Source organism: Phormidium sp. FACHB-1136, from assembly GCF_014697375.1.
Lineage (GTDB): Bacteria > Cyanobacteriota > Cyanobacteriia > Phormidesmidales > Phormidesmidaceae > Nodosilinea.
The window spans coordinates 1-11,908 of record NZ_JACJRS010000134.1; the positions used below are offsets into that span (position 1 = coordinate 1).

General features: G+C 53.0%; 14 protein-coding genes and 1 pseudogene. 6 read left to right on the top strand and 9 right to left on the bottom strand.

Annotated elements, in window-relative coordinates:
* Positions 1–1,964, bottom strand: a 1,964-nt coding sequence (locus tag H6G62_RS24105) for a DUF1156 domain-containing protein (protein ID WP_190499953.1), incomplete at its 3' end; no start/stop codon positions are given.
* 137 nt (positions 1,965–2,101) lie between these two features.
* Here H6G62_RS24105 and H6G62_RS24110 point away from each other — a divergent pair.
* Positions 2,102–2,734, top strand: coding sequence for a DUF4433 domain-containing protein (locus H6G62_RS24110; RefSeq protein WP_190499955.1), 633 nt, complete (start codon positions 2,102–2,104; stop codon positions 2,732–2,734).
* Between the two features lie 176 nt (positions 2,735–2,910).
* Positions 2,911–3,951, top strand: a complete 1,041-nt coding sequence (locus tag H6G62_RS24115) for a macro domain-containing protein (protein WP_190499957.1) — start codon at positions 2,911–2,913, stop codon at positions 3,949–3,951.
* A gap of 49 nt (positions 3,952–4,000) precedes the next feature.
* Here the strand turns inward: H6G62_RS24115 and H6G62_RS24120 are convergent, their stop codons facing one another.
* The 8 genes from H6G62_RS24120 to H6G62_RS24155 all read right to left on the bottom strand — a co-directional run bounded on the left by H6G62_RS24120 (position 4,001) and on the right by H6G62_RS24155 (position 10,477).
* Positions 4,001–4,384 carry a hypothetical protein gene (locus H6G62_RS24120; protein ID WP_190499959.1) on the bottom strand — a complete coding sequence of 128 codons (384 nt, stop codon included), beginning with the start codon at positions 4,382–4,384 and terminating at the stop codon, positions 4,001–4,003.
* Between the two features lie 33 nt (positions 4,385–4,417).
* Positions 4,418–4,663 (bottom strand): DUF4926 domain-containing protein, encoded by a 246-nt coding sequence (locus tag H6G62_RS24125; RefSeq protein ID WP_190499961.1) that lies wholly within the window; start codon positions 4,661–4,663, stop codon positions 4,418–4,420.
* A 172-nt stretch (positions 4,664–4,835) separates the two neighbouring features.
* Positions 4,836–5,186, bottom strand: a complete 351-nt coding sequence (locus H6G62_RS24130; RefSeq protein WP_242052255.1) for a hypothetical protein — start codon at positions 5,184–5,186, stop codon at positions 4,836–4,838.
* Positions 5,183–5,491, bottom strand: a complete 309-nt coding sequence (locus H6G62_RS24135; RefSeq protein ID WP_242052256.1) for a hypothetical protein — start codon at positions 5,489–5,491, stop codon at positions 5,183–5,185. Before H6G62_RS24135 ends, H6G62_RS24130 begins: the two co-directional genes overlap by 4 nt.
* Before the next feature lie 16 nt (positions 5,492–5,507).
* Positions 5,508–5,936 (bottom strand): hypothetical protein, encoded by a 429-nt coding sequence (locus tag H6G62_RS24140; RefSeq protein WP_190499963.1) that lies wholly within the window; start codon positions 5,934–5,936, stop codon positions 5,508–5,510.
* A gap of 37 nt (positions 5,937–5,973) precedes the next feature.
* Positions 5,974–9,195, bottom strand: coding sequence for a DUF499 domain-containing protein (locus H6G62_RS24145; RefSeq protein WP_190499965.1), 3,222 nt, complete (start codon positions 9,193–9,195; stop codon positions 5,974–5,976).
* 68 nt (positions 9,196–9,263) lie between these two features.
* Positions 9,264–9,692, bottom strand: a complete 429-nt coding sequence (locus tag H6G62_RS24150; protein WP_190499967.1) for an EVE domain-containing protein — start codon at positions 9,690–9,692, stop codon at positions 9,264–9,266.
* A gap of 596 nt (positions 9,693–10,288) precedes the next feature.
* Positions 10,289–10,477, bottom strand: a complete 189-nt coding sequence (locus tag H6G62_RS24155; RefSeq protein ID WP_190499969.1) for a hypothetical protein — start codon at positions 10,475–10,477, stop codon at positions 10,289–10,291.
* Positions 10,478–10,809: 332 nt separating this feature from the next.
* Between H6G62_RS24155 and H6G62_RS24160 the strand changes: the two genes are divergently transcribed.
* The 4 genes and pseudogenes from H6G62_RS24160 to H6G62_RS24175 all read left to right on the top strand — a co-directional run.
* Positions 10,810–10,968 (top strand): hypothetical protein, encoded by a 159-nt coding sequence (locus tag H6G62_RS24160; RefSeq protein ID WP_190499970.1) that lies wholly within the window; start codon positions 10,810–10,812, stop codon positions 10,966–10,968.
* Positions 10,968–11,552 carry a hypothetical protein gene (locus H6G62_RS24165; protein ID WP_190499972.1) on the top strand — a complete coding sequence of 195 codons (585 nt, stop codon included), beginning with the start codon at positions 10,968–10,970 and terminating at the stop codon, positions 11,550–11,552. The genes H6G62_RS24160 and H6G62_RS24165 overlap by 1 nt, the downstream gene beginning before the upstream one ends.
* On the top strand, positions 11,545–11,721 hold the full coding sequence (locus tag H6G62_RS24170) for a hypothetical protein (RefSeq protein WP_190499974.1): 177 nt from the start codon (positions 11,545–11,547) through the stop codon (positions 11,719–11,721). Before H6G62_RS24165 ends, H6G62_RS24170 begins: the two co-directional genes overlap by 8 nt.
* A gap of 2 nt (positions 11,722–11,723) precedes the next feature.
* Positions 11,724–11,908: pseudogene (locus tag H6G62_RS24175) on the top strand (hypothetical protein); the annotation flags it as partial.

Genomic DNA, 11,908 nt, shown 5'->3' on the forward strand with positions numbered 1-11,908 from the left:
TGCGGGTTTTCGGTGCTAACGGCCCAACTGGCGGTGATTTCAAAGCCTGCGTCGATGAGGGATTTGGCCAACACGTCCCAGGCACCGGAGTCTTTGTGGTTGAACTGCACGGTCATGACGCCATCGTCGCGGAGGACGCGGAAGTATTCGGCAAAGGCGAGGGCCATTTTGGCTTCGTAGTCGCGGTTGGCGAGTTCTTCGGCAGACTCGCCCATGTTGCGAAAGCGGGAAGGGTTCGCAACAGCTTCGCGGTCTTTGTCGGTGAGTTCGGAATTAAAAAGCTCAGGCATAATATCGCCCAAAGTTCTCTTCATCCAAACATAGAAGAAGTCTGAAATTTCTGAGTATTGGATAGTTGAATAATAAGGAGGATCTATAACAATAGAATCAACAGACTTATCTTCAATGCCAAATAGACTGTCAGCAGATTCTGATGAAATGCGAATTGAAGAAGAGAAGTTTTTCTTAAAATCTAATAGCTGACTTGTTGATGACTTTACCCCCAGGAAGTCACACAACTCTGAATAATTTGATGCTGTAGGATTTGCACACCATCGCCAAAGACGACTTGAACCAATTACTTCTGGATAGTTCCACATCAAGTTTAAGGAATGCTGAGCAGATGCATTTTCGGGACCAGGCAAGCCTTTCCCTTGATTCCAGTGAGTCAATCTGCTATTTTTATCAATACATCGGCTAATGACAATTCCTAAATAGGCTATTATCGCCTCTGCCATTTCTAAATCGTACTGGGCCTGAATGTCTGACTTAGCCTCTTTGATTATCTCTACAAAGGTTAAGAGTGTTAACAGTTGCCGAGAATTAAAAAGTTGCTCCCACCGTCTAACTCCTCTATTAAAGCATCGGGTATCTTGTCCTTGGAGAAGAGGTTCAGACGGGATAGACTCTGGAGATGCAGAACGAATTTTTTCTAGTTCAAACTCGGATTTAGAAATGCTATCTAGATCCGTCTCTACAGGCAATCTAACGCCTATGCCTCCATCCGACCGCTTAAAAATTACGGCATATAAAAGATGATTAAATTCGTTTTTTAGTAGTTTTTCATCAATATACTGACTCTCAATAACCTGTTCACAGTTTAGACATCTACCTTCTCCTCTTTTAATCGTTACAGTATCGTCTGGAAAATATTCTTCCTCATTAGACAATCGAATGGAAGATCCATTACCTTTCTTACCAGTGATAACAAGGAAATCTACTTTTTTGTGTTCCATGTTGGGTACAGGCTTTGCTGCAGACCATCGCCCTTTCTTTTGTGAGCCAGGGGATTTATCAATCCACCAATTCGGACTCAATGGAACTTCAGATTCACAATGCGGACACACCACCGTATGCGCCCACAAATAATTCTGAACCGTCTCCCCCTCCTGCGACGGAAAAAACTCCGCTAACCGCTTTTCCGCCTCATCGCCAACCCACTTCACCCACTTATCAATCTCATGCTGCAAATCTGGCCCAAACTTTAGCGGATACTCCATCGCCGCCTTCATCGTCACCACCGCCACCGGGTTCAGGTCGCTCGCCAGCACATTCAGCCCATACCGCACCGCCTCAAACGGAATGCTGCCACCCCCCGCAAACGCATCCAGCACCGTCGGCGTGCGCGTGCCCCAGGTCTGCTCACATAGGTCATGCACCTGCTTAATCCGCTCCGGGCTCGGCGGCGTCTTGTACAGCTTCGTCGTGCTGTCCGAGTGCCCATCCACCCGTCGGTTTAGCCCCAGCAGATACTCAAACTCCTCCATCGTCACCGAATCCGGCAGCAGCGAGCCCAACACACTCGCCCGACTAAATGACAACGGCTTCCGCGAATACCACCGATGCAGCCCCTTAAACGGGTTGCCCCCATGCTCGTAATACACCTGCTTATTCAGCAGCGTCACCGGAAAAATCTTTTCGATGAACACAGCGGGACGGGTGGGTTTGGGCGTTGGTTCGGTCATGCTTGAAGCTCCATGGCTCATCCCATTGTACGAAGCAAAGAAAATCTGCTCCGCCTTAGCAGATATTGCTTAACAGCCCTATCGCCCTATCCCACCCATTGCTACGCTAAGGAACACTCACCACCGCCCTGTGTAGAATGCCCGTCTGGCTGTACCACATCACCCCCATCAGCAACCTGGCCACCATCGTGCAGACGGGTACCCTGATGGCCAAAAATAGGCTGCAAACCAGCGAGGCCACCTACACCTCCATTGCCTACGAGCACATTCAAGATCGGCGCTACTCCAAAACGGTGCCCTGTGGCCCCGGCGGCGTGCTGCACGATTATGTGCCCTTCTACTTTGCCCCCCGCTCACCCATGCTGGGGGCAATCCACATCGGCAATGTTCCTGGCTACACCAGCGACCAGCGCTCTATCTTGCACCTAGTCACCACCGCTGAAGCCATCGCCGAAGCGGGCCTAGGGTTCGCATTTAGCGATGGCCATGCCGTCATGGGCTACACCAGCTTCTATGACGATCTCAACGACATCAACACCGCTATCGACTGGGACATCATGGAAACCAAGTATTGGCGAGATACCCAAGAAGACGGAGATCGCAAGCGCCGCCGTCAGGCCGAGTTTTTGGTACACCAAGCGGTGCCTTGGCCCTTGATTCGCGGCATTGGGGTGATGGATGAGGGAATCGCTACCGAGGTGAACCAAATTTTGCGACAATTTGGGCAAACCATGACAGCCCGCCTGCGCCCCCAGTGGTACTACTCATAAAAGGCAGACGGATTGATTGCCCCTAGCCTGTTTCAGTAGATCGCAAAGTCTCCGCAGCCCTCACCCTAAATCCCTCTCCCAAGCTGGGAGAGGGACTTTGAAAGACTTCCGGCTCCTCTGAGTCTTGAACTTTATTTCTTTATTCAGTACAATTGAACTGTAAACATAACGACACAATGCTTAAGCTAAAGCGTGGCAACCTCCTCGACGAAAAAACAGAAGCCCTGGTGAACACCGTCAACTGCGTAGGTGTCATGGGCAAAGGAGTGGCGCTGCAATTTAAGCGGGCATTTCCAGACAACTTTAAGCAGTATCAAAAAGCGTGCAAAAACAACGAGGTCGAGCCTGGGCGGATGTTTACCGTCGCCACGGGTTCACTGCTGAATCCTCGCTATATCATCAACTTCCCCACCAAACGCCACTGGCGACAACCCTCCCAGCTTGACGACATCAAGACCGGGCTAGCCGCGTTAGTCGAAGACGTTCAACGCTTGGGCATTCGATCCATTGCCATTCCTCCCCTGGGCTGCGGCAACGGGGGGTTAGACTGGGCCGATGTCAAACCGCTCATTATAGACGCCTTCAAACCGCTGCCCAATATTGAGGTGATTGTGTTTGAACCTGCGGGAGCACCGCCCGTCGAAACGATGGCCATGGCCACCTCGAAGCCAACCATGACGGCCTTTAGAGCCGCCCTAATTCGGATCTTAGAACTCTACGGACTGCCGGGATATAGCGCCAGCCGCATCGAAATTCAAAAGCTGGCGTACTTCCTCAAGGTAGCTGGAGAGCCTACCCTACAAAGCCTGACCTACCAGCGCTTTCACTATGGCCCCTATGCCCACAATCTCGGCCACGCCCTACAAGCCATGGAAGGCCACTACATTCGCGGCTACGGTGACGGTAGCGGTCGTGCCCAAATTCAGGTCTTGCCCGCCGGACACGAAGCGGCCCAAAGCTTCCTCGCCGAGGGCCACAATGCTGACCCCTATCTAGAGCGAGTCAGCCAGCTCATCGAAGGCTTTGAAACCCCCTACGGCATGGAAATGCTGGCCACTCTGCACTGGGTGGCCCAAGAAGACCCTCAAGCGGCTGTCGATTGTGCGGTGGCGATTGAGCGAGTGAAGGAATGGAGTGATCGTAAGAAAAACCTCTTCAAGCCCCAGCACCTCACCATGGCCTGGAACCACCTCAAAACCCAAGGATGGCTTGGCTAGCGCCTTACCCCTTCGCGCTGACCGTGTCGATAGCTTGGCCTGGTAAGGGTTATGCCTCTAGGACGGCAGGAGGCTCAATGATGAACCACTCATGGTAGAGAATCGCCAGGTAGCAATCATGATTAGCCATACGATCACACACCGCCATATACCCACTCATGAACCAGGCGTCATCGTAGGTGGTGTCCTTCAAAAACAGCGTCAGAGAATTGCCGTCCTGGCTCCAGATCGTGCGAAGAATGGTGATGTTGTCGTGGCGGGATTTCTCCACAGGCAACAAAACCGCCCGACCCTCAATCATTATGAATTCTGGGTCTTGCCATTCCAGGGTCGAGGCCCAGGTATATGGCCCCTCGTGTTTTTCAATAATCCGATCCCACCGAACGGCCTTGATGGCTTCTAACGTATTGGCATCCAGATCAGCAAGTTTCATTCCTAAGACCACCGTTATTTTGCACAGCCTCGATCAGCTTGCAGCGGCCAGATCCACAGGCTCGTAATACAGGGGCAAAAGCTGTTCCGCCCTAATCGCCACCATGGCATAGGCTTGGCCGTCAGGACGAGAGAACTCAATTTCAAAGGCCTCGCCATCGCCCAGCTCTTCCACCACCGTACCCACCTGCCCTCGCCGCAGTAGAATTTGCCCGCCAAAGGGGAAACGCTGTGCCGGAGTATCTTCCATCAGGGCCACCATGTCATGGAGATGAATCATCGTTTATGTGTGCGTTATTGATTTAATCCAGCCGATAAAATCGAATATTGTTAAAATTCACGGTGTCAACACCTCTGCGCTGAAGCGTAGCTGCTAGTCGTAAATCATCGGTTAGGACTAAGTAGCTCCCTTTCGCTATATGTAAAATACCACAGTCCGTTAGTCCAAATACCTAAAAATCTGCTAGCTGAGTTATATTCTGACTCGGCTCATAAATTTCTTGGAATCGTCCAATTTCTTTTCCAAAGAGTTGAAGGCATTTAGTTCTCTCTGGCTCTCCTAGCTGATTCGCGAGGCTATTAACTTCAGTTAAAATACTAGGCGTAGTCACAATTCGTTGAAAGGATTTTAGAATTTGAACTAACAAATCAAAATCCTCTGAGGTAAATTGCTGAGTTCTTTTGAATTTTGAGACTCTTGCTCTATTGGCAAGTCCAACAATGTAGAGCAGCAAGATATTTGTATCAATCAAAATTCCAGTTTGCCTGTATCGAGAAAATAGTGATTTTATCTCTGCAATCATACAACACGAATTTTCATGGATTTGACCTTGCGGGTATTAGCATCAATTTCAAAAATCTTATATTCTCTTCGAGTTTGATTAGGGACTAACGCTTCATCTTCATCTAAGGTACGATCAAATCCTAGCGTGACTAGCCAAAGCTGCTCATCTTCTGAGATTTGAATTTCCTCAAGTCGAATATTTTGAATTTCAACACCACCGAGCATGGATTTCACGCTGCGTAAGTATGCCCTGGCAATTTGAGCAGCACCTAGCGCATCTAGTAACTCTTTTTGCTTCTGAGTTGTTTCTTGGTCAGTCATCATACGTTCCTCAATTACATTAATCCCCTAACAAAACCCGCATCGCCTTTAGGGCTGGACGCTTCTTCCCATTACTTACCTTACCAAACCAGTAGTGCGCCTCCTCGTTACTCATCGCCGTAATGCCCTCGGTCACATTGGCAATCCGCTCCGGCTTTGACAAAGGCTGCAACGCCTGGAACAGCAGCGCCAAATTCACCCCCGACTCCTCACTCAGCACATAGGGAGCCTGCCGCTTGTAGCTGAGGGTTTTGGGGTCGTAGTTGTTGGCCTTCAGGGCTTGGTAAATGGCCTGCCGCGCCTGGACGAGGGGTGCCCCCTTCAGCCGCCCCACTCGCTTAGCCGCTGGGCGCTTTTTCTCTCCTGCCTTTTTATAGGCGCACTGGTATAGCTCCAGGGCAAAGTCGTTGTTGCTCAGGGGAATTACCCGCAGTTGAAATTCTTGCATTGCCCTAGCCAATCCCAAACGAGAGAGTCTTACAGGTCTAATATTCTACTCGGACATGGAGATTCATCCGCTCTACTGGGTTTCGGCTTAGCGCCTGCTGCAAGGCTTTTAGGTCTGGGCCACTGGGGGCTATCGGTGGATCAAACCTGAACTTTAAGGTGAGATTGAGGTTTGCCTGCACGTTGGGTTGGCTGAGCAAGCCGTTGATGGTACTGAAGAAGCTCTGAAAGCCCTTCACATCGCCCTGGTAATCCAGTCGGATAAACTGCTGTCCCGTCTGGATGGTGATGAACTGCTCCACCTCAAACTGGTAGCGCACCAGTAGGTTCAGGGCAGTGCCGAACTTTCGATAGTCCGTTATGTCAGCAACGGTGAGGGTCATGGCGGTGATGGCGCGGACCTGATGATCCGTTGTCCAGTCGGTTAGGTCGTTGAACACCTTGCTGGGGCTACCGTCTAGATCATGCTCCGTGGGTTTCTCGATAACCCCAGGGTAAACGCCCTTGCCATCATTACCATTGCCCGGTTTTGGATCACCCCCACGAGGATAGATAACGGCGCTACAGCTTGCCTCTGCGACTTCACCATCGCCATAGTCCGCTACCAGACGAAATGGAGTGGTGCGAGTAACTTGGGCTTCGTAGGCGTCTGAGGGTAGGAACTCTCGCTGAATGAGTTCACCATCCTGGTACAGGCTGACCTTCAGCGCTTCTTTGGCCCGCCAGCGCACCTGGGCGGTGCGTTCCTCCCCACCCCCAGCTAACACCTGGGCATCTAGCTCAATCACCCTCGGCTCAGGGGGCTTAAGGATACCCCGCCGATAAAGTTCCATTCGGTCAGAAAACTCGATGGTATCTGGTAGGGAAAGGGGGCCATCTGCTTTGATATACAGCCGTTCGCCCACCTTCATATCCCACTGGCCCTCCTGCACCCCGCGCCGAAGGGTGTCCCGCAGCTTGGCCACTTCGGCATCGAGCAGAATATTTAGGCTGAGGTCTTTGGCAAACTGCTCCCGCAGCGCCTTGGTTGTCCAGTGGTCTATCCCCGGTGGCCACACCTTTTGCAAAATGTAGGCCGGGGCATAGGCTGCCGCATCTTCCCCCCGCACCTTAGCGCAGTCTTTCAGGGCCTTCAGCACCACATCTTGCTGGTTGCGGTTGCCCTTAACGGTGCTGGCATCCTGGGCAGGAAGAGGGTAGTGCATCAACCCCTTGGGGGCTTTGACTGGGTCATTCATGGGGTAGAACAGGTGGCGGTAGGCGTTGGTGAGGGCGATGCGTACCGCCAGATCTAGCTCTCCCTCCTTTTGCTTGATTTGGTCTTGCTGGCTTTGGGAGAGGTCATCCATGCGGTGTTGGCTCCGCAGAATAGCCCGCACCGCCTTGTATTCGCGGGTAATGTCGATGGCTCGATCTAGCTCTTGGTCATTGGCCAGCAAAAACAGAAGCCGATTACGGAAGGTACGGAACTTGCCCGACTCACCCGTGTTGTTGAAGATTTGCTCGACGAGCGGCGGTGGGCCATCGGTGGAGCGGCTAATCTTGGCCTCGTTGAAGTCAATCACACACAGGGCCAGGGTGCTGGGGTCGTCATCCACATCGTGGGCACCGTCGGGGCTAGACACCAGTTGAAAAAACTTGGTGGCAAAGATGGTATCGCGTCGGGTCCGCAGTTCTTCCTTGGCCTCGGTCAGGCCGATCTGCTCCTTCTCCTCGGCAATGATTTTGTTAATGGAAGGCTCTTCCTTGAACCGGGCAATGGAGGTGATTGGGTCTACATCCAGGTACCAAGCCACACCGCTCAGCCGCTCCAGGGCACGATCTACAAAGCCAATGTCTAGCCCTGGGGTGAGCAGCGATAGGTTCAGCTCGGCCCGACGAATCCCCGATGAGATGCCCTGGGTAAGGGAATGGACAAACACCGTGCGCCCAACCCAGGTGGAAAAGGGGGGCTTGCCCGCGCTCAGCCATTCTTGGTCTTGCAGTTGGGCATGGGCCTCTCGACCATTGGGGTTATAAATGTCTGCCGCAATGGGTAGCCGCATCTGGGGCCGCTGAAGCCGTGAGGTCAGGTCGCTGGTGATTTCTTCTTCCATCCCTACAGGCAGATGGTGGGGATGGATCATCGACATCCGAGTATCTGGGTGTTGCCACAGGTAGCGCACCAGCCGCGCAAACAGGCGCAGTGCCCCCCTAGTACGCTGAAATTCAGGAATTGAGGCAATCTTCTTAGTCAGCAGGTTAAACAGTTCGGGGTGGAAGGGGTAGCTATTTTCAATGGCCTGGGCGTAGGTGGCATCCTTACAGCCGTCGGGCAGGTTCACTCGGCTGGCTCGAAACGCCTGGAGGTACTCTTCCGCTGCCTTCTCGGCGGCCTCGGCGCTGATGCTAGAAAACAACCGCTGCCGCACAATGTTGTAGATCTCAATGTCGGTACTAGGACTCAGCACCCGCTCCTGCCGCGCCGAGGCCCGCATCAACTCCTGCTGCATCTCTGCCGTTTCCTTGGCAAAGGTATCAGACTCGGAAGCTAGGGAATAGACAAACACCAGGTTGTTACAGGACGCGGCCTGATCCATCAGCGAAAACAAAAAGGCCACCACCTGTTCCGCCAGGGTACTCTGCCCCACGGTTTTGGCCTTGGCCGCCCGCAGGTGACGGGCAATCTCATCCAAAATAATCAGGGTTGGCTCTTTCCCCACCAAACGGTCAATCACCGATGTGCCGGGGCTAATCCGGTTTTCGTCGGCCCCCCGCAGCAGTTGGTAGCCCTCAATGCCGCCAATTTGGTAGGCCATCTCCCCCCACAGGGTATAGGTGGTGATGCCCGTTTCCGGGTGATAAACCCCGCTCTCTGGGTCGAGGTCGCGCCCATCTACCGCCGCCACCTGAATGGGACGATCTAGAATCAGCGAAAGGTCACCCACAAAGCGGTTCAGCCCGTCGATCTGTCGTCCGTGCTTAGCCAGGTGCCACAGGGCAATCTCATCGTGGGTTTTGCCGCCCCCAAAGCTGGTCTCTAGCCGAATCACCGGAGAGCCAATGAGCTGCCCCGTCAATCGCCCAAACACCTCGGTAATCAGCGTCTTCAGACCATCGGTCGGAAACGTATTGGCCAGGAACAGCTCAGGCTGCTGGTAAATCCGAGGAGCTTTCCCTTCCACCACAGGCCGCAGCTTGGCAGCAAATAAATCCAGGGAAAGATCCCCAGATCGGATTTCATCTCTGGGAACACAGGTATCAAAGACAGATAGCAGCATGGCAAAGTCAACAACGCTGAAGCAAAAAGAGGTTTAAGGCTCATCTTTAAGAATGCCCTAGATACCCATCAGATCCCCACCTTTAGCTCATACACCCGCTGCCACTCTGCCGCCGTCACCTTGAAGTTGGTAGCATTGGGCTGGCGCAACACCATCAACGACTTCAGCACTGGGTCTTGCTTCAGGTCACTTCGCAACAGGGGCCGCTCCAACAGCTTGTCCGTGAACCGTAGGGTCGCTGAAGGCTTTTCTCCCAGGCGTGACTTATCCAGCCAATAACCGATATCAGGCGGCTCCGGCATCGGCTTGGGGGTGTCGATGATCTCGGCAATGGCATAGACCCCGGCCTCTGGCCCCGCCATCCACACCAGCACCCCATCACCGGGCTGCATCTCCTTGGCATAGCGTGTGACCAGCCAGGGCATTTGGGTGAAGTCTCGAATGCCGTCTAGGATGCGGTAATACTTGGGATTTCCTTGAAAGAGCCAGTAGGCCATGGGTACGTTATCCCCAGAACATAACGATGAGGGCTTTGCGAGACTAGATCCCCAGGATGTAGCTTAATTGTCTGCTCTCATGGGACAGACAAAATCAGAGCGAACCCAAGCATTCCATTGATTTGTACCAACCAGCGACCAAGACTCACCCCTGGAATTTTGAACGACGCGATATTGGTCGAACTGCTCTGCCCACCGTTCACCTTCAGCCAGAGAGTAGCCCATCTCTCTAAACGCACGACCAACGGTGTTTCCACCAGAACCCACCTGCTCCAGGCCGAGGGGATAGTTAGCACCAGGGCCAGTCCTTAAGTTCACTCTTGACCCCGAAGTTCTCGTGCAAATGCGGTAGAACCTAGTGCCAGAGTTTTGCTGGGCGAGGGCTGGTGCTAGTCCCCCAACGGCTATACCGATAACAAGCACAGATAAAGCAAGCCAATGATGTTTCATGGGATTTCCTGATCGGGCCTTAGATACAGCTACCCAATTCAGAGTGCCCATCCCCACGATGGAATAACACGTTACAAAACTAAATGTCTGACTTTGGAAAATACCGTCCTGATGGGGCTACTAGGCTTCCACCACCCAGGACAGACCTACTCCACGACGGCATCCTCCTCCAGGTCTTTGAGCGCCTGTTCTAGGGCCATCCGCACCACCACAGCCTTCTTCTTCTTCCGTTTCAGGCGAGTAGCGGCCTCAGAAAGCTGCTGGTGCAAAGACTCTGGCATATCCACGGTAAAGCGGACGATGCGTTCTGGTGTGGTGGACTGTGGGGCGCGCATGGCTTTACCCGTCATTCGATAGGTCTATGCTACCCGCCACCACCCTGAGAGCTACAGCTACAGCCCCCTCAACCCATTGAGCCATTGGATCAATAGGACGAGTTATGGCTAGAAACGGGTTAGAAACATTGAGAAAACTTGGCAGGGAACAAAATCGGGCGTTCCTAGCAGCGGCCCTCTAGTTTTTGCAATGGTCACAGGGCGTTCACTGCTGAACATGGTTATAGCATAGATTTATGTAGTTAGAATATAATTAGCGCATAAGGCATTAACATAAATTCAGTCACTCGTTTATTGAGGCGATACAATTCATGTAAAACCAAGCGGTAAGCATGACTAAGCGGCTAACAATTTCGATTGAGGACGATGTTTACGATGTCCTCGAAAAGTGGGCAGACGAGGAAGTGAGAACCCTTGCCAACCTGGCGGCGGCTATCGTCACCATTGAGGCCCGCAAACGTGCAGCTACCCCCAGCGAGGACACCAAGTAATGACCACCAACGACAAGGCCCAACGCGCCACGGTGCAGATCGGCCCGTTGTCGGTCGATGGCTTCCAGATGCCCGACGGGAGCTACCGGATGAGCCAAACAAGTGCGGCTGATGCGGTAGGGATAGGACGACAGAACGTGTCAGATTTTTTACGCTCAAAGGCCATCAAAGCGTTGCTGGGCGAGGGTTACACGGGTCAGATTTTTGAAATAGAGGTTGACAGTACAGAGCAACGTAGAGGCCAAGCGAGGATCAACGCAGTTCCTCTTGAGGTGGTGGTCGCTTACTGGCATTGGCAATCGCACCGGGGCAATAAACAAGCCCTACAGCTTTGCATTGCCCTGGCAACTGAAACCTTAGAGCGCCGCTTTGACACTGCCTTTGGGGTTGAGCGTAGCGAATCTGAACGCAACGCCATCCTGACCCAGCGGCTACAGCAAACCGAGTCGGCCCTATCTACCCTGGGTGAAGCCTACGCCGAACCCGATGTGCTGCGCGAACGGGTAACTCGGTTAGAACAGCAACTCAGAGACGCAGGCATAGACCCCTGGCAACTGCCCACCGAGGAGAGTAACGATGGCTAACCCAGAGGCAACCTTTTCTCAGATCGAGAATGGCTTTGGCCGTATCGAGACATTGATGGCGCAACAGCTAGAGTTGAGTCGTCAGCAGCACGAAACCGCCCAGATGCAGGGTCGCCACATCGAGCGGCTGATGGGTGTTGTTGAAACCTTGTTACAGAGGGCCGCTTAGCCATGACCACCAACGACAAAGCCCAACGTGCCATGGTGCAGATCGGCCCGCTATCGGTCGATGGCTTCCAAATGCCCGTCGGCAGCTACCGAATGAGCCAAACCCAGGCGGCAGAAAGCGTGGGGAAATCCCAGAGAAACGCCGGACGCTTTTTGGAGTCGAAGGGCATCAAAGCCTTACGGGGTGA